15 protein-coding genes are annotated in these 20,490 nt (G+C 72.3%); 9 read left to right on the forward strand and 6 right to left on the reverse strand.

Annotation, left to right across the window (positions count from 1 at the left end; translation table 11 throughout):
- Positions 1 to 5 precede the first annotated feature (5 nt).
- From AB0O67_RS14405 to AB0O67_RS14415, 3 genes are read right to left on the reverse strand one after another with little or no spacing between them, the layout of a single operon-like run.
- Positions 6 to 953 (reverse strand): hydroxymethylglutaryl-CoA lyase, encoded by a 948-nt coding sequence (locus AB0O67_RS14405; RefSeq protein ID WP_365449730.1) that lies wholly within the window; start codon positions 951 to 953, stop codon positions 6 to 8.
- Positions 950 to 2,950 carry a biotin carboxylase N-terminal domain-containing protein gene (locus tag AB0O67_RS14410; protein WP_365449732.1) on the reverse strand — a complete coding sequence of 667 codons (2,001 nt, stop codon included), beginning with the start codon at positions 2,948 to 2,950 and terminating at the stop codon, positions 950 to 952. Before AB0O67_RS14410 ends, AB0O67_RS14405 begins: the two co-directional genes overlap by 4 nt.
- Before the next feature lie 8 nt (positions 2,951 to 2,958).
- Positions 2,959 to 4,575 carry a carboxyl transferase domain-containing protein gene (locus AB0O67_RS14415; protein WP_365449734.1) on the reverse strand — a complete coding sequence of 539 codons (1,617 nt, stop codon included), beginning with the start codon at positions 4,573 to 4,575 and terminating at the stop codon, positions 2,959 to 2,961.
- Positions 4,576 to 4,662: 87 nt separating this feature from the next.
- Here AB0O67_RS14415 and AB0O67_RS14420 point away from each other — a divergent pair, with 87 nt between their 5' ends.
- From AB0O67_RS14420 to tesB, 4 genes are all read left to right on the forward strand, one after another.
- Positions 4,663 to 5,247: a TetR/AcrR family transcriptional regulator gene (locus AB0O67_RS14420; protein ID WP_365449736.1), complete on the forward strand. Its 585-nt coding sequence runs from the start codon at positions 4,663 to 4,665 to the stop codon at positions 5,245 to 5,247.
- Positions 5,248 to 5,298: 51 nt separating this feature from the next.
- Positions 5,299 to 6,000 carry a CPBP family intramembrane glutamic endopeptidase gene (locus AB0O67_RS14425; protein WP_365449738.1) on the forward strand — a complete coding sequence of 234 codons (702 nt, stop codon included), beginning with the start codon at positions 5,299 to 5,301 and terminating at the stop codon, positions 5,998 to 6,000.
- Between the two features lie 109 nt (positions 6,001 to 6,109).
- Entirely contained in the window at positions 6,110 to 7,267 is a 1,158-nt protein-coding gene (locus AB0O67_RS14430; RefSeq protein ID WP_365449740.1) for an acyl-CoA dehydrogenase family protein, read from the forward strand.
- A gap of 35 nt (positions 7,268 to 7,302) precedes the next feature.
- On the forward strand, positions 7,303 to 8,175 hold the full coding sequence (tesB, locus tag AB0O67_RS14435) for an acyl-CoA thioesterase II (protein ID WP_365449742.1): 873 nt from the start codon (positions 7,303 to 7,305) through the stop codon (positions 8,173 to 8,175).
- Here the strand turns inward: tesB and AB0O67_RS14440 are convergent.
- The gene (locus AB0O67_RS14440) at positions 8,168 to 8,956 is read right to left on the reverse strand and encodes a phosphatase (protein ID WP_365449744.1); all 789 of its coding nucleotides are present in this window, start codon (positions 8,954 to 8,956) and stop codon (positions 8,168 to 8,170) included. The two genes, tesB and AB0O67_RS14440, sit on opposite strands and share 8 nt — an antisense overlap.
- A gap of 76 nt (positions 8,957 to 9,032) precedes the next feature.
- Positions 9,033 to 10,766 (reverse strand): helix-turn-helix domain-containing protein, encoded by a 1,734-nt coding sequence (locus tag AB0O67_RS14445; protein ID WP_365449746.1) that lies wholly within the window; start codon positions 10,764 to 10,766, stop codon positions 9,033 to 9,035.
- 186 nt (positions 10,767 to 10,952) lie between these two features.
- Here AB0O67_RS14445 and AB0O67_RS14450 point away from each other — a divergent pair, with 186 nt between their 5' ends.
- From AB0O67_RS14450 to AB0O67_RS14460, 3 genes are all read left to right on the forward strand, one after another.
- Positions 10,953 to 12,413 carry a sodium:solute symporter gene (locus tag AB0O67_RS14450; RefSeq protein ID WP_365449748.1) on the forward strand — a complete coding sequence of 487 codons (1,461 nt, stop codon included), beginning with the start codon at positions 10,953 to 10,955 and terminating at the stop codon, positions 12,411 to 12,413.
- Positions 12,414 to 12,496: 83 nt separating this feature from the next.
- Positions 12,497 to 13,471, forward strand: coding sequence for an agmatinase (speB, locus tag AB0O67_RS14455; RefSeq protein WP_365449750.1), 975 nt, complete (start codon positions 12,497 to 12,499; stop codon positions 13,469 to 13,471).
- The gene (locus AB0O67_RS14460; RefSeq protein WP_365449752.1) at positions 13,468 to 15,153 is read left to right on the forward strand and encodes a thiamine pyrophosphate-binding protein; all 1,686 of its coding nucleotides are present in this window, start codon (positions 13,468 to 13,470) and stop codon (positions 15,151 to 15,153) included. Before speB ends, AB0O67_RS14460 begins: the two co-directional genes overlap by 4 nt.
- A 7-nt stretch (positions 15,154 to 15,160) precedes the next feature.
- Here AB0O67_RS14460 and AB0O67_RS14465 read toward each other — a convergent pair whose 3' ends face one another.
- Complete coding sequence (locus tag AB0O67_RS14465; RefSeq protein WP_365449754.1) at positions 15,161 to 15,520, reverse strand: peptidase inhibitor family I36 protein; 360 nt, start codon at positions 15,518 to 15,520, stop codon at positions 15,161 to 15,163.
- A gap of 268 nt (positions 15,521 to 15,788) precedes the next feature.
- On the opposite strand from AB0O67_RS14465, the gene AB0O67_RS14470 reads away from it, so the two are divergent.
- Both AB0O67_RS14470 and AB0O67_RS14475 read left to right on the forward strand, forming a co-directional pair.
- Positions 15,789 to 16,643, forward strand: coding sequence for a serine hydrolase (locus tag AB0O67_RS14470; protein WP_365449755.1), 855 nt, complete (start codon positions 15,789 to 15,791; stop codon positions 16,641 to 16,643).
- Between the two features lie 111 nt (positions 16,644 to 16,754).
- Complete coding sequence (locus tag AB0O67_RS14475) at positions 16,755 to 20,459, forward strand: ABC transporter ATP-binding protein (RefSeq protein WP_365449757.1); 3,705 nt, start codon at positions 16,755 to 16,757, stop codon at positions 20,457 to 20,459.
- The last annotated feature ends 31 nt before the right edge of the window (positions 20,460 to 20,490 follow it).

Below are 20,490 nucleotides of genomic sequence, written 5' to 3' on the forward strand. Positions count from 1 at the left end.
ATGCGTCACTGCTCCTGGTGGGAGAGGGCTCTTACGGTGCGGGACGGGCTGGGTCGGCCCAGTCGGCCGGCCATCCACACGCTGGTGGCGGTGAGACGGCCGAGATCGACGCCGGTGTCGATGCCGAGGCCGTGCAGCATCCACACGAGGTCCTCGGTGGCGAGGTTGCCGGTGGCGCTCTTGGCGTACGGGCAGCCGCCGAGACCGCCCGCCGAGGCGTCGACCGTCGTGACGCCGTGCTGGAGCGCGGCGAGGGTGTTGGCCAGTGCCTGGCCGTAGGTGTCGTGGAAGTGCACGCCGAGGGCGGGGGTCGGAATCCGGTCGGCGTTCAGCGCGGAGAGGAGGTCGCCGACGTGGCCCGGGGTCGCCACGCCGATCGTGTCGCCCAGGCTCAGCTCGTCGCAGCCCATGTCCAGCAGCGCCTTGCAGACCCGCACGACCTGCTGCACCGGCACCGGACCTTCCCAGGGGTCGCCGAAGCACATCGACAGATAGCCGCGGACACGGAGCCCCTCGGCCTTCGCGCGGGAGACCACCGGGTCGAACATGGCCAGCGCCTCGTCGACCGTGCGGTTGAGGTTGGCCTTCGCGAAGGACTCGGTGGCGCTGGCGAAGACGGCGACGCGGGTGGCGCCCAGGGCCAGCGCCCGGTCCAGCCCCCGGTCGTTGGGGACGAGCACCGGCAGGGCCACCGGCACGTCCCGCACGAGCGGGAACAACTCCTCCGCGTCCGCCAGTTGGGGCACCCACTTGGGGTGGACGAAGCTGGTGGCCTCGATCGTCGTCAGACCCGCCTCGGCCAGCCGGCGGATGAACTCCGCCTTGACCTCCGTCGGGACCTGCGTCTTCTCGTTCTGCAGGCCGTCGCGGGGGCCGACCTCGTGGATCCGGATCCGAACGGGCAGGCCCGGGGCCGGTACGACCATGGGGAGGGCGGGGTCGGGGGTGCTCATGCCGGTTCCTCCTCGGTCGGCGTGATGACGGCGAGGACCTGGTCCATGGCGACGGTCGTCCCCGGGGCCACGTCCAGCTCGGCGACCGTCCCGGCGTGCGGGGCGGAGATGACGTGCTCCATCTTCATCGCCTCCACCACCAGCAGGCTCTGACCGGCCTCGACCGCGTCACCCACCGCGACCTTCACCACCGTCACTGTGCCCGGCATGGGCGCGGTCAGCGAGTCGGCACCGGTATGGGCGGTGCGGGAGAGGGACGCCTCGACCGGGTCGTGGTCGCGCACCTGCCAGGCGTCGCCGTCGCGGCCGAGCCAGGTGCCGTCGGGCAGGGCGGCGAAGGTGTGGGCGACGCCGCCCTGCCGGAGCGTGAACGGGGACCCGGGTCCGGCGGGGGCCGGGCCCGCGGACACCGGGACCGGGGTCCCGGCGCCGTCGAGCAGCAGCTCGAACCCGCCGTCCGCCGCGCCGCGCAGGCGTACGGTCACCGGGTCGTGCCCCGGCACCCGCAGGTGGTGCGCCGTCCAGGCCCGCTCGCCGCCCAGGCGCCAGCCCTGTGGGACGGAGAACGGATCGACCCAGCCGGCGCCGGGCGCGGGGGACAGCGCGCCGTGGCGCAGCAGCGCCGCCGCCGCGTAGACGTCGTCCGGGACCTCGTCCGTCACGAGGCCCGCCACCTCCCGCTCGACCAGCCCGGTGTCCAGGTCGCCCTCGGCGACCGCCGGATGGGCGAGCAGCCGCCGCAGGAACCCGACGTTCGTCGGCACGCCCAGGACGACCGTCCCGGCGAGGGCGGCCCGAAGCTTGCGCAGGGCGGTGGCGCGGTCGGGGCCGTAGGCGATGACCTTCGACAGCATCGGGTCGTACAGGCTGCCGACCTCCGTGCCCTCGCTGAGGCCTGAGTCGGTGCGGACGCCGTCGCCCTGCGGCTCGTGCAGGGCGAGGACCGTGCCGCCGGAGGGCAAGAAGCCCCGGGTCGGGTCCTCGGCGCAGACGCGGGCCTCGACCGCGTGGCCGGTGAGGGTGATGTCGTCCTGCGTGAAGGCGAGGCGCTCGCCCGCCGCGATCCGCAGCTGCCACTCCACCAGGTCGAGCCCGGTGATCAGCTCGGTGACGGGGTGCTCCACCTGGAGGCGGGTGTTCATCTCCATGAAGCAGTACGCGTCCGGGTCGCCGCCGGGGACGATGAACTCGACCGTGCCCGCCCCGACGTACCCGCAGGAGCGGGCCGCCTGCACCGCCGCCTCGCCCATCGCCGCGCGGGTGGCCTCGTCCAGGAGCACGCTCGGCGCCTCCTCGACGACCTTCTGGTGGCGCCGCTGGAGGGAGCACTCGCGCTCGCCGAGGTGGACGACGCCCCCGTGGCCGTCGGCCAGGACCTGGATCTCGATGTGGCGGGGCCGGTCGATCCACCGCTCCACGAGGAGGGTGTCGTCGCCGAAGGAGGCGGCGGCCTCGCGCCGGGCGGCGGCGATCTCGTCGTCGAGCAGGCCGAGGTCCCGCACCAGGCGCATGCCCTTGCCGCCGCCGCCCGCGGACGGCTTGAGCAGCACGGGGGCGCCCAGCTCCCGCGCGGCCCGCGCGAGTTCGGGGTCGCGGCCGCCGGGGACGACCGGGACGCCGGCCGCCGCGACGGTCTCCTTGGCGCGGATCTTGTCGCCCATCAGGGCGATGGCGTCGGCCGACGGCCCGATGAAGACCAGTCCGGCGTCGGCGCAGGCGCGCGCGAAGGCGGCGTTCTCGGCGAGGAAGCCGTACCCCGGGTGGACGGCCTGGGCCTTCGCCGTGGCCGCCGCCTCCAGGATGCGCTCCACGGACAGGTAGCTCTCGACGGCCGGCGCCGGCCCGATCCGTACCGCCGTGTCGGCCTCGCGCACGTGCCGGGCGTCGGCGTCGGCGTCGGAGAAGACGGCGACCGAGCGCACGCCCAGCGAGCGGAGCGTACGGATGACCCGGACCGCGATCTCGCCGCGGTTGGCCACAAGAACGGTGTCGAACATCGGTCCCCTCACATCCGGAAGACGCCGAACTGGGGGTCACCCAGAGGCGCGTTGGCGCACGCGGTCAGGGCCAGGCCGACCACCTGACGGGTCTCCAAGGGGTCGATCACCCCGTCGTCCCAGAGGCGGGCCGTCGCGTAGTAGGCATTGCCCTGGCGGTCGTACTGCTCGCGGATCGGCGCCTTGAAGGCCTCTTCGTCCTCGGTCGGCCAGGCCTCGCCGCGGCCCTCCAGCTGGTCCCGCTTGACGGTGGCGAGGACCGAGGCGGCCTGTTCGCCGCCCATGACGGAGATCTTGGCGTTGGGCCACATCCACAGGAAGCGGGGCGAGTACGCCCGGCCGCACATCGAGTAGTTGCCCGCGCCGTACGATCCGCCGACCACGACCGTCAGTTTCGGGACCCGTGTGGTGGCGACGGCGGTGACCATCTTCGCCCCGTGCTTGGCGATGCCGCCGGCCTCGTAGTCCTTGCCGACCATGAAGCCCGAGATGTTCTGCAGGAACAGCAGAGGGATGCCGCGCTGGTCGCACAGCTCGATGAAGTGGGCGCCCTTCTGGGCGGACTCCGAGAAGAGGATGCCGTTGTTGGCGACGATGCCGACCGGGTGGCCGTGGATCCGGGCGAAGCCGGTGACGAGGGTCTGCCCGAACTCGGCCTTGAACTCGGCGAACCGGGAACCGTCGACCACGCGCGCGATGACCTCGCGGACGTCGTAGGGGGTGCGGGAGTCGACGGGCACGGCTCCGTACAGCCCGTACGGGTCGGCCTTGGGCTCGACCACCGGCTTCACCTCCCAGGGCAGCGGCCCGCGCGCGGGGAGGGTGGCGACGATGTTCCGCACGATCCGCAGGGCGTGGGCGTCGTCCTCCGCGAGGTGGTCGGTGACGCCGGAGACGCGGGAGTGCACCTCGCCGCCGCCGAGCTCCTCGGCGGTGACGACCTCGCCGGTGGCGGCCTTCACCAGCGGAGGGCCACCGAGGAAGATCGTGCCCTGGTTCCGGACGATGACGGCCTCGTCGCTCATCGCCGGGACGTATGCCCCGCCGGCGGTGCAGGAGCCGAGGACGGCGGCGATCTGGGGGATCCGGGCGGCGGACATCCGGGCCTGGTTGTAGAAGATCCGGCCGAAGTGCTCGCGGTCCGGGAAGACCTCGTCCTGCATGGGCAGGAAGGCGCCGCCGGAGTCCACGAGGTAGAGGCAGGGCAGCCGGTTCTCCAGGGCCACTTCCTGCGCGCGCAGATGCTTCTTCACCGTCATCGGGTAGTACGTCCCGCCCTTGACGGTGGCGTCGTTGGCGACGACGACGCACTCCCGGCCGCCGACCCGCCCGATGCCGGCGACGACGCCGGCGGCCGGGGCCTGGCCGTCGTACATCCCGTCGGCGGCGAGCGGGGCCAGCTCCAGGAAGGGCGAGCCGGGGTCGAGAAGGGTGTCGACCCGGTCGCGCGGCAGCAGCTTGCCGCGCGCGGTGTGCCGGGCGCGTGCCTTCTCGCCCCCGCCGAGCCGAGCGGCGGCGAGCTTGCCGCGCAGCTCCTCCACGAGTGCGAGGTGCGCTGCCTCGTTGACCCGCCAGGCCGCCGACGCGGGATCCGCCGCGCCGTGCAGCTCCGGTGCCTGGTCCATCCTTGCGGTCCCCTCACCTTGTTAATGAGCGTTAACGCATTTCCTTCAGGTTAACGACCGCTAACCTCCCTGTCTAGAATTGGTTCCATGGCCACGCGAACCGACGCCCCGACCCGCCGCGAACAGATCCTCAAGGAGGCCGCGCGGCTCTTCGCCGAGCGGGGCTTCCACGGCGTGGGGGTGGACGAGATAGGCGCCGCGGTGGGCATCAGCGGCCCCGGTCTCTACCGCCACTTCCCGGGCAAGGACGCGATGCTCGCCGAACTGCTGGTGGGGATCAGCGGTCAGCTCCTGACCGGCGGGAAGCGCCGGGTGGCGGAGGCGGACGGGGACCCCGAGGCGCTCCTCGACTCGCTCATCGAGGGGCACATCGACTTCGCGCTCGACGACCGCCCGCTCATCACGCTGCACGACCGTGAGCTGGACCGGCTGCGCGACAGCGACCGCAAGATGGTGCGCCAGCTCCAGCGCCAGTACGTCGAGCTGTGGGTGGAGGTGGTCCGCGAGGTCTACCCGGAACTGCCCGAGCCGACGGCCCGCTCCGCCGTCCACTCGGTCTTCGGCCTGCTGAACTCGACCCCGCACCTGGGCCGCCCGGGCTCGCTCCCGGGACGCGAGGCCACGGCGGAGCTGCTGCACCGGATGGCCAGGGGGGCGTTCGCGTCGGCGTAGGCGCTCCGCCGGGAGTGCCCCCGAGGGTGTTGCCGGACTGCTGGAGGCAGGGTGCGGGTCGTCTGTGTCGTCGCCGTCCTGGCCGTCGCGAACCTGGTCAACAACCGGTTCGCGCGCGGCCCCCTCGCGTACGTCCTGACGTGCGTCGTCGCGACGGCCGTCCTGCTGCTGATCGCCCGCCGGGACGGGCTGACCCGGGCCGATCTGGGGATCGACGCGGCGGGGCTGCGCCGGGGGGCGCGGTGGGCGCCCTTCCTGGCCGGCGCGGTCCTCGCCGGCTACCTGCTCCTGCTCGCCGTCCCGGCCGGCCGGGAGGTGTTCCAGGACGCCCGCGCCGCCGGCCTGACCGGCGGGCAACTGCTGGGGAGCGTCCTCGTGCGCGTGCCTGTCGGCACCGTGCTGCTGGAGGAGACCGCCTTCCGCGGAGTGCTGTGGGCCATGGTCCGGCGCCGGTGGGGCACGGCGTGGGCGACTGCCGCCTCCTCGCTCCTGTTCGGCCTGTGGCATGTGCTGCCCTCCCGTGGCCTCAACCGCTCCAACGCCGCCGTGGGGGCCGCGTTCGGCGGGGGCCCGGCGGACGTGGCGGTGACGGTGGCGGTGGCCGTCGCCGTCACGGCCGCCGCCGGTGTGGTGCTGTGCGAGCTGCGCCGCCGGTCCGGCAGCCTGCTCGCGCCCGCGGCCCTGCACTGGGCGGTCAACGGCTTCGGCTACGCGCTGGCCTGGGCCGCGCCCCGGTGGTGGCCCGCCGGCTGAGCCGCGGGCGTGACGAGCGTTACGCACCGCCCGGTCTTGTCGGCGGTTCGTACTCGCCGGTACGGTTGAGTGAGCAAGCGCTTAGACATGTGACGGTGGAGGTGGCGGCGTGCGCCGTACGGTGTTCAACGAGGATCACGAGGCGTTCCGGGAGACCCTGCGCGCCTTCATCGAGGCCGAGGTGGTGCCCGTCTACGACGAGTGGTTCGCCGCCGGCCAGGCGCCGCGCGAGTTCTACCACAAGCTGGGTGAGCTGGGCATCTTCGGCATCAACGTGCCCGAGGAGTTCGGCGGCGCGGGCATGGACAGCCACAAGTTCGAGGCCGTCCTGTACGAGGAGACCGCCCGCGCGGGCGTCCAGTTCGGCGGTTCCGGCGTGCACGTGCTGCTCGCCCTGCCCTACATCAAGATGCTGGCCACGGACGAGCAGAAGAAGCGCTACCTGCCGAAGTTCGTCACCGGCGAGGAGATGTGGGCCATCGCGATGACCGAGCCGGGCACCGGCTCCGACCTCGCGGGCATGAAGACCACCGCCAAGCTCTCCGAGGACGGCACCCACTACGTCCTCAACGGCGCCAAGACCTTCATCACCGGCGGTGTGCACGCCGACAAGGTCATCGTCTGCGCCCGGACCTCCGCCCCGACCGCCGAGGACCGCCGCTTCGGCATCTCCCTCTTCGCCGTCGACACCAAGTCCGAGGGCTACTCGGTCGGCCGCAAGCTGGACAAGCTGGGTCTGCGCACCTCCGACACGGCAGAGCTGGCCTTCGTCGACGTCAAGGTCCCCGTCGAGGACCTGCTCGGCGAGGAGAACAAGGGCTTCTCCTACCTCGGCCACAACCTCGCGTCCGAGCGCTGGGGCATCGCCTTCGGCGCCTACGCGCAGGCCAAGGCCGCCGTCCGGTTCGCCAAGCAGTACGTGCAGGACCGCACGGTCTTCGGCAAGCCCGTCGCCCACTTCCAGAACACCAAGTTCGAGCTGGCCGCCTGCCAGGCCGAGGTGGACGCCGCCGAGGCCGTGGCCGACCGCGCCACGGAGGCCCTGGACGCCGGTGAGCTGACCCCCGCCGAGGCCGCCTCCGCCAAGCTGTTCTGCACCGAGGTCGCGCACCGCGTGATCGACCGCTGCCTCCAGCTGCACGGCGGCTACGGATACATGAACGAATACCCGATCGCCCGCCTGTACGCGGACAACCGCGTGAACCGCATCTACGGCGGGACCAGCGAGATCATGAAGTCGATCATCGCGAAGGACATGGGCCTGTAAGGTTCCCGCAATTACCGGCCAGTAGAAAAGGTGCCATGAACCAGGCACTACAGGGTCTCCTCGATCTGCTCGACCTGGAGCAGATCGAGGAGAACATCTTCCGCGGCCAGTCCCGGTCCGCCGTCGTCCCGCGCGTCTTCGGCGGACAGGTCGCGGCCCAGGCGCTCGTCGCCGCCGGGCGTACGGTCCCCGAAGACCGGCACCCGCACTCCCTGCACGCGTACTTCCTGCGCACCGGCGACCCGGGCGCGCCGATCGTCTACACCGTCGACCGGATGAACGACGGCCGCTCCTTCACCGCCCGCCGGGTCGTGGCGGTCCAGCACGGGCAGCCGATCTTCGCGCTCTCCGCGTCCTTCCAGAAGCACGAGGAAGGCTTCGACCACCAGAACTCGATGCCGTCCGCACCCGACCCCGAGACGCTCCCCACCTCCGAGGAGCGGCTGCGCGGGTACGGTCACATCCCCCCGCAGGTCGTCGAGAAGTTCCTGGAGGCGCGTGCCGCCGTCGACCTGCGCTACGTCGACGAGCCGCCGTACGGCAGGTTCGGCGAGCCGCGCGAGCCGCACTCGCAGGTGTGGTTCCGCACCAACGGCAAGCTCGCCGACGACCCGCTGCTGCACGTCGTACTGGCGACGTACGTCTCCGACATGACGCTCCTCGACTCCGTGCTGCTCGCGCACGGCCGCGGCGGCTGGGCCGTCGGTGACGTCGTCGGGGCCTCGCTGGACCACGCGATGTGGTTCCACCGTCCGTTCCGCGCCGACGAGTGGCTCCTGTACGACCAGGAGTCCCCGTCGGCGTACGGCGGCCGTGGCCTCGGCCAGGCCCGCATCTACACGCAGGACGGCCGCCTCGCCGTGACGGTGATCCAGGAAGGCGTCGTCCGGATCCCGCGTACTAGCTGAGCCCCGCCTCCGACAACAGGTACGCCGTCATCGGGTCGTAGTGGCGCGGGCTGACCACGTGGTCGTCGAGGGGGACCGTCACCTGGACGGTTCCCTCGGCCTCCGCGATGAACAGGGCCGGGTCGTTGCAGTCGGCGTAGCCGACCGAGTCCACGCCGTGCCGGCCCGCGTAACCCGCCCAGCCGTGGTCGGCGACGACCAGGTCCGGCAGCGGGCGGCCCTCACGCTCCATGGCGGTGAGGATGGCCTTCATGGGTTCGCCCGAGTGGGTGTGCCACAGGGTGGCGCCGTGCTCCAGCACCGCCACGTCCGCGAACTGCATGACGTAACCCTCGTCCGTCTGCAGCCCGTCCGGGATCACCACGATCTCGCAGCCCGCCGCGCGCAGCGCGGCCGCCGTGGCGCGGTGCACGTCGAGCAGGCCGCCGGGGTGGCCGGTCGCGAAGAGCACCCGCTGCCTGCTGTCCGCCGCCTTGCGCAGCCGGGCCGCGAGGCGCTCCAGGGCGGCGACCGTCAGTTCGGGGTCGATGGTGTCCTGGCCGTGCCGGTACTCGGCGTCGTCGTTCACGCCGACCCGCTCCGCCATCACCGCGAGCACGTCCTGCTCGTCGGTCCAGCGGTCGCCGAGCTCCAGGCCGAGCCAGAAGTTGCGGACGCCGTTCGACAGTTGGCGGTAGTGGGAGAGGTTGTTCTCTCGCGGGGTGGCGACGTCGCCCGCGATACGGGTCTTCACAAGGTGCTCGACGAGCTCGGCGCGGCTGGGTGTCCCGGATATCGGCATGGCTCTTATTGTGCGGTACGAGCCCGGGCCCGTCCCCGGCGTCCCGCACGCTGGGACGTGGGTCACTCACCCGGGGTCACAGCTGCCGCAGCGCGAACCACAGCTCCATCCGCACGTCCGGATCGTCCAGGTCCGCCTCCAGCAGCGCGGCACACCGGGTGATCCGCTGCCGGACGGTGTTGCGGTGCACCGACAGGGCGACGGCGGTGCGGTCCCAACTGCCGTGCAGGGACAGCCAGGTGCGCAGGGTGTCGGTGAGGGCGGTGTTGCCCGCCACGGGGCCCAGCACCGCGCGGGCGTACGCCTCCGCCTCGCCGCCCGGCACCAGGTCCACCAGCGCGGGCCGGCCGCCGTGCCGTACCAGCGCCGTGCGGGTGGCCCGGGCGCGGGCCAGCGCACGGGCCGCCTGGGTGTCCGCGGCCGGCCACTCCCGCGGGCCGGCGGAGGCGCTGACGCCCAGGGTCCAGCCGGGTTGCGGGGCCGGTTCGCGATCGGCGGGCAGCAGGACGCGTACGACGTCCTTGGCGAGGTCCACCAGCGGCGAGCCCAGCGTCGCGCCGAGCGCCGAGGCGGCGACCGGGTCGGGGGCGTGCGCGTCCGGCCGCGCGTGCACGACCAGCCACCGCTCGGCCCCGAGCAGCGGAGCCACCGCCTCCGGCCCGGCCCCCAGCAGCAGCCGCACCAGCGCGGAGGAGCGCGCGGCGCCCGCGCCGCTGTGGTGCTCGCCGGTCAGGAGGGAGAGCAGCACGGAGGCGACGGAGGCGATCGCGTGATCGGCGGGTTCACGCTGCGGGGCGGCGATCCCGAGCACGAACCCCTGCCCGGCCCCGAGGGCGTAGGCGGAGAGATGCGTACCACCGACGGCGTCGGCGGCGGACGAGGGAGAGGGGCGGGAGGGGGGTGTCGGTGGTGGGGCGGTGCGCGGAGGGCTGGTGGTGGCGGGTGCGGTGGGGCGTGCGGGCGGCGTGGCCGGTGGGGTCGTGCGCGGAGAGCTGGTGGCCGGTGGAGTGGTGTGGGTGGCGCTGGTGGTCGGTGGGGTCGTGGGTGGCGTGCCCGTCCGCGGGGGCCCGGGGTGGGTGGCGGCGGTTGGCGGTGGGGTGCCCCGCGGGGTGGCAGGCGGCGTGTGAGTGGTCCGGCTCTCGGCGGGTGGTGGGCGGTCGGGGCCCGGGCGTACCACCGCCGTCAGTTCCTCCAAGGCCCGTCGTGCCTCGTCCGACGGGGGTCTGCCCGCGGTGGCGATCCGGGCGCCGTCGGGGCCGTACAGCACCGCCCATCCGTTCACCCGCTGGGACAGCTGGCGCAGCACCGACGGCACCGGGTCCGGGCGGGCGGCGGCCGCGGCGAGGCTCTGCTGGGCCTCCGTCACCCGGCGCAGCTCGGTGAGCCGGGCCCGGGCGATCAGCTGCCAGACGGCGCGGGCGACGCCGGAGAAGGTGGTCCGGGGCGGGACCTCCAGCAGCGGCAGGCCGTACGCCTCACAGGCCTCGACCAGCGCGCGCGGCACCGTGTCGTGCACCGGGGCCACCCCGAAGCCGAGGGCGGCGCCGCCGGCCGCGACGATCCGCGAGACGTAGTCGTCGAAGTACGTGCCCGACCCCGCCGCCTCCGGAATGTGCACCCCGGCCGTGAGCAGCAACTCGCCACCCAGCAGATACGGGTACGGATCGGACATCTCCGAGGTGTGCGCCCCGTGCAGCACGATCCCGGGACCGGCCGGCCCGGCGATCTGGCGCAGCGCGAGGTCCTCCCTGGCCAGCAGGGCCGAGAGGGGAACCGCGGGAGTGGGAGGGAGGGCCGGTGTCTCGGACATGCTGTGTACGTTTCCTCCAGCCTGCTCCGCACGAATGGATGAAACGTACACTTCGCAGTCGCTTTCCGGCCACCTAAGGTCGGTCCAGACCGGCAGCCGCGGGTACGGGCGGATGTCCCCGCGCCGTCACACCGGACAACTCCCATCTGCACGACACGCCACCGAGAGTGCGCGAAGGAGGGCCCCATGGCCGTCGACTACATCGTGATCGTCGTCTATCTGGCCGGGATGCTGGCCATGGGCTGGTGGGGCATGCGCCGCGCCAAGTCGAAGAGCGAGTTCCTGGTGGCCGGCCGCCGCCTGGGTCCGGCGATGTACTCCGGCACCATGGCCGCGATCGTCCTCGGCGGTGCCTCCACCATCGGCGGCGTGGGCCTCGGTTACCAGTACGGCCTCTCCGGCGCCTGGATGGTCTTCACGATCGGCCTCGGCCTGCTGGCCCTGTCGATCTTCTTCTCCGCCCGTATAGCCCGCCTTAAGGTCTACACCGTCTCCGAGATGCTCGATCTGCGCTACGGCGGCCGGGCGGGCGTGATCTCGGGCGTGGTCATGTGGGCGTACACCCTCATGCTCGCGGTGACGTCGACCATCGCGTACGCCACGATCTTCGACGTCCTCTTCGACATGAACCGCACCCTCGCGATCGTCCTCGGCGGCTCGATCGTCGTCGCCTACTCGACCCTGGGCGGCATGTGGTCGATCACGCTGACCGACATGGTGCAGTTCGTGGTCAAGACGATCGGCGTGCTGCTGCTCCTGCTGCCGATCGCGGTCGTCAAGGCCGGCGGCTTCAGCGAGATGAAGGCCCAGCTGCCCACGGAGTACTTCGATCCCCTGGGCATCGGCGGCGAGACGATCTTCACCTACGTCCTGATCTACACCTTCGGCATGCTGATCGGTCAGGACATCTGGCAGCGCGTCTTCACGGCCCGCAACGACAGGACGGCGAAGTGGGGCGGCACGGTCGCCGGCTCCTACTGCCTGGTCTACGCGCTCGCGGGCGCCGTCATCGGCACCGCGGCCAAGGTGCTCTACCCGAACCTGGCCAGCGCGGACGACGCCTTCGCGACGATCGTCAAGGACGAACTCCCCGTCGGTGTGCGGGGCCTGGTGCTCGCCGCCGCCCTCGCGGCCGTGATGTCCACGTCCTCCGGCGCCCTGATCGCCTGCGCCACCGTCGCCAACAACGACATCTGGTCGCGGCTGCGGGGCCTGGTGCGCCCGTCCGGGCAGGAGCACGACGAGGTCAAGGGCAACCGCGTCTTCATCCTCCTCATGGGCGTCGCCGTGATCCTCACGGCGATCGCGCTCAACGACGTCGTACAGGCGCTGACCGTGGCGTACAACCTGCTCGTCGGCGGTCTGCTCGTCCCGATCCTCGGCGGACTGCTGTGGAAGCGCGGCACCGTCCAGGGCGCGCTCGCGGGCGTCGGGGTCGGCGGCATCTCCGTGATCGTCCTGATGGCCGGCTACGGCATCCTCGCCAACGAGCCCATCTACTACGGCCTGCCGGCCTCCCTCGCCGCGTACGTGATCGTCTCGCTGGCCACCCCGGCCACGGACGCCGCCGTACTCGCCGCCTGGCGCGAGCGGCTCGCCGGGCGGGCGCCCGAACCCCGGTCGGAGCCGGCCCCGGCCCACCAGTAAAGTCGTACGACAAGTAGTGCAAGCAGCGCATGTGACATATGTGGTGCATACGCGATGAAGCGTGAGAGAGAAGGCAATTGCCGATGAGCAGCAACGAGACGCCGACACCCCGCGGCCCCGTCGACTCGTCCCGCGTCCCGCGGTACGCCGGCCCCGCGACCTTCGCCCGGCTGCCCCGCCTCGACGAGGTCGGCACCGCCGACGTCGCCGTCGTGGGCGTGCCGTTCGACTCGGGCGTCTCGTACCGGCCGGGCGCCCGCTTCGGCGGCAACGCGATCCGCGAGGCGTCCCGGCTGCTGCGGCCGTACAACCCGGCGCAGGACGCCTCCCCGTTCGCCCTCGCCCAGGTCGCGGACGGCGGCGACATCGCCGTGAACCCGTTCAACATCAACGAGGCCGTGGAGACCGTCGAGGCGGCGGCCGACGACCTGCTCGGCACCGGCGCCCGCCTGATGACGCTGGGCGGCGACCACACGATCGCCCTGCCGCTGCTGCGCTCGGTGGCCAAGAAGCACGGCCCGGTGGCGCTGCTGCACTTCGACGCCCACCTCGACACGTGGGACACGTACTTCGGCGCCGAGTACACGCACGGCACGCCGTTCCGCCGCGCGGTGGAGGAGGGCGTCCTCGACACCTCGGCGCTCTCCCATGTCGGTACGCGCGGCCCGCTGTACGGCAAGCAGGACCTGACCGACGACGAGAAGATGGGCTTCGGCATCGTCACCTCCGCGGACGTCTACCGCCGGGGCGCCGACGAGGTCGCCGACCAGCTGCGCCAGCGCATCGGCGACCGTCCGCTGTACATCTCCATCGACATCGACTGCCTCGACCCGGCGCACGCGCCCGGCACGGGCACCCCCGAGGCCGGTGGCATGACCTCCCGCGAGCTGCTGGAGATCCTGCGCGGTCTGGCATCGTGCAACCTGGTGTCCGCCGACGTCGTCGAGGTGGCCCCCGCGTACGACCACGCGGAGATCACGTCGGTGGCGGCCTCCCACACGGCGTACGAACTGACCACGATCATGTCCCGCCAGATTGCCGAGGCGCGCGCGAAGTGACTCACGACCACGACCTGGTACTCCGTCCGACGGCCGCGCAGATCACGGCGGCCCTGAACCCGCCGCCCGGCCGCAACGGCGGAGACCTGGTCGTGGAGACACTGGCCGGGCTCGGCGCGACGACGGTCTTCGGCCTGCCCGGTCAGCACGCGCTCGGCATGTTCGACGCGCTGCGCCGCTCGGACCTGCGGTACGTCGGCCTGCGGGTGGAGAACAACGCCGGTTTCGCGGCGGACGCGTACGGCCGGATCACCGGCGAGGCGGCGCCGCTGCTGCTGTCGACGGGCCCGGGGGCACTGACCTCCCTCGCCGCGCTTCAGGAGGCGGCGGCGGCCTCGGCGCCCGTACTGGCCATCAGCAGCCAGATCCCGACGGCCGGCCTGGGCGGCGGGCGGCACGGCTACCTCCACGAACTGCCCGACCAGGCAGCCTCGTTCCGGGGCGTGGTGAAGTCGGTCCACACCGTACGCACCCCGTCCCAGATCCCCTCCGCCGTCGCCGCGGCCTGGAAGTCGGCCCTGACCGCCCCGCACGGACCGGTGTGGGTGGAGATCCCGCAGGACGTGCTGCTGGCCGAGACGTCGATACCGGTCGTGACGGGCGGTGACGCCTTCCCCGAGGAACTGCCGCCGCGCCCCGAACTCACCGCTGTGGCCGCCGACCTGCTCTCGAACGCGGCCCGCCCGGCGATCATCGCGGGCGGCGGAGTGGTCCGGGCCGACGCCTCGAAGAAGCTCCGTCAGCTGGCGGAGGCGCTCCAGGCACCGGTCGTCACGACCCCCGGCGGCAAGGGCGCCTTCCCCTGGACGCACCCGCTGTCGCTCCAGTCCTGGATCGAGGACCGGCACACCACGGACTTCCTGGAGGACGCGGACGTACTCCTCGTCGTCGGCTCGGGCCTCGGCGAACTCTCCTCCAACTACCACACGTTCAAGCCGCGTGGCCGGGTGATCCAGATCGAGGCCGACCTCGGCAAGCTGGAGTCCAACCACCCGGCGCTGGGCATCCACGCGGATGCGCGACTGGCGTTGCAGGCGCTGCTGGAGACGGTGACGGAGCGGGCGGATCCGGCGGCGCCGGAGCGCGTACGTGCGGTCCTCGCGAAGGTCGCCGAGCGGATCGCCGCCCAGGACCTCACCCTGGAACAGGACGTGCTGGCGTGCGTCCGCCGGGCGCTGCCCGCCGACTCCCCGTCCTTCTGGGACATGACGATCCTGGCCTACTGGGCCTGGTCGGCCTTCGACCCCAAGGGCTCCAACACCATGCACTCCGCCCAGGGCGCCGGCGGCCTCGGCTACGGCTTCCCGGCGGCGCTGGGCGCGGCCGCCGCCGACCCGACCCGGCCGGTGCTGGCGGTGTCGGGGGACGGCGGCGCGCTGTACTCGATCGCCGAGCTGGCGACGGCCCGGCAGTACGACCTGAACGTCACCTGGCTGATCGTCGACGACGGCGGTTACGGCATCCTGCGCGAGTACATGACCGATGCCTTCGGCCAGGCCACGGCGACGGAACTGACCCGCCCGGACTACGTGGCACTGGCGGAGTCCTTCGGGGTCCCGGGGATCCGCACGACACCGGCGACCTTGGAGGGCGACCTCACGAAGGCACTGACGTCACCGGGCCCGTCGGTGGTGGTGCTGCCGGCGGTGCTGCGGATGTTCGCGCCGACACACCTCGGCTAGCGCCGGATCAGCAGGCGCCCGGGCCGACCCCGTCGATGCGGCCGCCGAAGTCGCCGAGGTAGCGGGAGCGCCAGTCGCCGTTGAAGACGTTGCGCTTCTCGACCGGACTCCAGTTGATGAAGCAGGCGCGGGTGCTCGCGACGGCCGAGCCGACGTGGTCGTGCAGGCGGGGCGGCATGTCCCGATAGCCGCTGCGCGCCGTCCACTCCCAGTAGTCGCCGCTGAAGCCCTCACCGCTCCAGAAGCACACCGACCCATCCGGGCAGGCGGGCGGCGCGGCGGCCTCGGCGGCGGTCGCGCCGTGGGACGGCAGGACGAGGGCGGTCAGGGCGAGCGCGGCGGCGACGGACCAGGAACGAAGCTTCATGTCACTCCTCGGACGGCGGTGGTGCGCCCCGGCCGGTCTGCCCGGGCGTCACGTCATCGTCCCGAGGCGGTACGGCGGCATGCCCGGCCGCCCGGGCCGCACACCACCACATGGAGGGAATCGGAGGCACCGCACGGGGAGCGCGTGACCACCGGATCACCTCCACCCGCGCCGGGCGAGCCGTGGCCCCGCGCAATACGTTCCCGTGGACACATGTCCACGGGAACGTATGTACAACCTTCGATCGGGCATGCGGGTCAGAACCGGCATGACTACCCGCAGACCCCGGCGTACCAGACCGCTCGCCGCAGCTCTCGGTTCCGGACTTCTCATATCGGTCGTCGCCGCCGCGTCCCCCGCCGTGGCCGCGCCCGCGCCCGCCGTCAGCTGCACGTCCGCCAAGGCGGGTCTCGCCGCCAAGCTGAAGAAGGACATCACCGCCGCCCTGGCGAACCGCAAGGGCACCGTCGCGGTCGGCCTCTACGACCGCACCACCAGGACGACCTGCACCCTGCGGTCGACCAGCGCCTACGACTCGGCCAGCGTCGTCAAGGTCACCGTGCTGGCGGCGCTGCTGTGGGACGCGAAGAAGCACGGCCGCTATCTCACCGCCCGCGAGACCTCCCTCGCCACGGCCATGATCACCAAGTCGGACAACGCGGCGACCAGCACGCTCTGGAAGCAGCTGGGCCTGACGAAGATCAAGGGCTTCCTGACCGCCGCCGGCATGACGCAGACCAAGCCCGGCGCGAACGGCTACTGGGGTCTGACCCGGATCACCGTCAACGACGAGCAGAAGCTGCTCAAGCTCGTCACCGCCAAGAACACGGTGCTCAGCGACAACTCCCGCGCCTACATCCTGAAGCTGATGGGCCAGGTGGTCTCCTCCCAGCGCTGGGGCACGCCCTACGGGGTGCCGTCCGGGGTCTCCGTCGCCGTCAAGAACGGCTGGCTGCAGCGGGCCACGTACGGCTGGCGGGTGCACAGCGTCGGCGCCTTCAAGGGCCGCGGCCACGACTACATGATCACCGTGCTCACCCACGGCAACAGCACCATGAACTACGGCGTCGCCACCATCCAGGGCGTGGCCAAGGTCATCCACAGGGACCTCGCGGCGTCCTGAGTTCTCCTGGACCTCCCCGGACACGTCCCCGGAATTGTTGCGGCGGGATGAAATCGGCGCCCGTCCGCGTTGGTGCCTTCCGGTAGATCAGGACGATCGGAGGGCACCCGCGTGGGACCGCAACGGGGATGGGCACGACGGCTGTGGGGCTACGCCTGGCGCTATCCGAAGGACGTGGTCCTGGCCCTCGGCTCGTCCCTGGCCGGCATGGCCGTCATGGCCCTCGTCCCCCTGATCACCAAGGTGATCATCGACGACGTGGTCGGCGAGAGGACCCGCGCCATGGCGCCCTGGGCGGTCCTGCTCATCGGCGCCGCCCTCCTCGTCTACGTCCTGACCTACATCCGCCGCTACTACGGCGGCCGGGTCGCCCTCGACGTCCAGCACGACCTGCGGACGGACATGTACGGGACGATCACCCGGCTCGACGGCCGGCGGCAGGACGAGCTGTCCACCGGCCAGGTCGTCGGCCGGGCCACCAGCGACCTCCAGCTGATCCAGGGCCTGCTCTTCATGCTCCCGATGACCATCGGGAACCTCCTGCTCTTCCTGATCTCCCTGGTGATCATGGTGTGGCTGTCACCGCCGCTCACCCTGGTCGCGCTGGCCGTCGCCCCCGCCCTCTGGTTCGTCGCCAGACGCAGCCGCACCAAGCTCCACCCGGCGACCTGGTACGCCCAGGCCCAGGCCGCCGCCGTCGCGGGCGTCGTCGACGGCGCCGTGACCGGCGTACGCGTGGTGAAAGGTTTCGGGCAGGAGGAACAGGAGACCGGCAAGCTCAGGGAGGTCGGCAGGAAGCTCTACGCCGGGCGCCTGCGCACCATCCGGCTGAACTCCAGGTACACCCCCGCCCTCCAGGCCGTACCCGCCCTCGGCCAGGTCGCGATGCTCGCCGTCGGTGGCTGGCTGGCCGTGCGCGGCCACATCACGCTGGGCACGTTCGTCGCCTTCTCCACCTACCTCGCCCAGCTCGTCGGCCCGGTCCGCATGCTCGCCGTGGTCCTCACCGTCGCCCAGCAGGCCCGCGCCGGTACCGAGCGCGTCCTGGAGCTGATCGACACCGAACCGTCACTGCGGGACGGCACCCACGACCTCCCCGCCGACGCGCCCGCCACCGTCGAGTTCGACGACGTCTCCTTCGGCTACGACACCGGCAAGCCGGTGCTCGACGGTCTCAGCTTCGAGATCCGCCCCGGCGAGACCCTCGCGGTCGTCGGCTCCTCCGGCTCCGGGAAGTCGACCGTCTCCCTCCTCCTGCCGCGCTTCTACGACGTCAGCCGCGGCGCCGTCCTCGTCGGCGGCCATGACGTCCGCGAACTCACCCTCGACTCGCTCAGGGCCGCCATCGGGCTGGTCCCCGAGGACTCGTTCCTCTTCTCGGACACGGTCCGCAACAACATCGCCTACGGTCATCCGGACGCCACCGACGCCGAGATCGAGGCCGCCGCCCGCGCCTCCCAGGCGGACCGTTTCATCCGGGAACTCCCGCACGGCTACGACACCACGGTCGGCGAGCACGGCCTCACCCTCTCCGGCGGCCAGCGCCAGCGCATCGCCCTCGCCCGCGCCCTGCTCACCGACCCGCGGCTGCTCGTCCTCGACGACGCCACCTCCGCCGTGGACGCCCGCGTCGAGCACGAGATCCACGAGGCGCTGGGGCACGTCATGGAGGGTCGCACGACCCTGCTGATCGCCCACCGGCGCTCCACGCTCAACCTCGCCGACCGCATCGCCGTCCTGGACGCCGGCCGGCTCGCCGACATCGGCACCCACGACGAGCTACAGAAACGCTCGGCCCTCTACCGCCGCCTGCTCACCGACCCCGACGAACTCGGCGGTGTCTCCCCGGGCCACGCCCCGCCGGCCGTGCCCCAGGAGGACACCTCCGTCCGCGACGAACTGGACGCCGAGTTCGACGCCGAACGCGGGGTCACGCCCCACCTGTGGACCGGCGACCGCGAACCCAAGGACGCCGCCCTGGCCGGCACCCCGGCCACCCCGGAGCTGCTCGCGCAGGTCGACGCCCTGCCCCCGGCCACCGACACCCCCGGCGTCGACGAGGCCCGCGCCGTGCGGCCCGAGCGGTCTTACGGGCTGAAGCGGTTGCTGCGGGGCTTCGGCGCGCCACTGCTGGTCAGCCTCGGCCTCGTCGCCGTCGACGCCGGCATGGGCCTGCTGCTGCCTGTGCTGATCCGGCACGGCATCGACAGCGGTGTCACGAAGGTCGCGCTCGGTGCCGTCTGGGCGGCCTCGCTGCTCGCCCTGGTCGCCGTGCTCGCCCAGTGGATGGCGCAGATCGGCGAGACCCGGATGACCGGCCGCACCGGCGAACGCGTGCTCTACTCGCTGCGGTTGAAGATCTTCGCCCAGCTCCAGCGGCTCGGACTCGACTACTACGAGCGGGAGCTGACGGGCCGGATCATGACCCGGATGACCACCGACGTGGACGCGCTGTCGACGTTCCTGCAGACGGGCCTGGTCACCGCCTTCGTCTCCGTGGTCACCTTCTTCGGGATCATGGTCGCCCTGTTGGTCATCGACGTCCAGCTCGCGCTCGTCGTCTTCGCCACGCTGCCGCCGCTGATCATCGCCACGTACTTCTTCCGCAAGGCGAGCGTGAAGGCCTACGAACTCGCCCGGGAGCGGGTGTCGACGGTCAACGCCGACCTCCAGGAGACGGTCTCCGGGCTGCGGATCGTGCAGGCGTTCCGGCGCGAGGGGGACGGCGGGCGGCGGTTCGCCGAGCGCAGCGACAGCTACCGGCAGGCCCGCATACGCGGTCAGTGGCTGATCTCCGTCTACTTCCCCTTCGTGCAGCTCCTGTCGTCGGCCGCCGCGGCGGCCGTGCTCTGGGCGGGTGCCGGACGGGTGGAGGCGGCCACGCTCACCACGGGCGCGCTGGTGGCCTACCTGCTCTACATCGACCTCTTCTTCGCCCCCGTCCAGCAGCTCTCCCAGGTCTTCGACGGCTACCAGCAGGCGTCCGTCTCGCTCGGCCGGATCCAGCAACTGCTGCGGGAGCCGACGTCGACGAAGTCCGCCGACGAACCCCGCAAAGTCCTCTCCCTGCGGGGCGACATCGCCTTCGAGGACGTGCACTTCTCCTACGGCGACGAGGAGGAGGCCCTCAGCGGCATCGACCTCACCGTCCCCGCCGGGCAGACCGTCGCGTTCGTCGGCGAGACCGGCGCGGGCAAGTCGACGCTGGTGAAGCTGGTGGCGCGGTTCTACGACCCGACCGGTGGCCGGGTCACCGTCGACGGCGCCGATCTGCGCGACCTCGACATCACCGCGTACCGCCACCGCCTGGGTGTCGTACCGCAGGAGGCGTACCTCTTCCCCGGCACCGTCCGTGACGCCATCGCCTACGGCCGCCCGGCCGCCACCGACGCCGAGGTGGAGGCGGCGGCCCGCGCGGTCGGCGCGCACGAGATGATCGCGACACTGGAGGGCGGCTACCTCCACGAGGTCGCCGAACGCGGCCGCAACCTCTCCGCCGGGCAACGCCAGCTGATCGCGCTGGCCCGCGCCGAACTCGTCGACCCGGACGTCCTGCTCCTCGACGAGGCGACGGCCGCGCTGGACCTCGCGACCGAGGCACAGGTCAACCAGGCGACGGACCGGCTGGCCGGCCGCCGCACGACGCTCGTGGTCGCCCACCGCCTGACCACCGCCGCCCGCGCGGACCGGGTCGTGGTGATGGACCACGGCCGCGTGGTGGAGGACGGCACCCACGAGGAACTGCTCCGACGCGGCGGAACGTACGCCGCGCTGTGGCGGACCTTCGTCGGCGAGGAGGAGCCCGCGGTGGCCTGACGCCGGCGGGTGTGCGGAGCCCGAGGGCACC

The organism is Streptomyces sp. NPDC086077, assembly GCF_040686175.1.
Classification (GTDB): domain Bacteria; phylum Actinomycetota; class Actinomycetes; order Streptomycetales; family Streptomycetaceae; genus Streptomyces.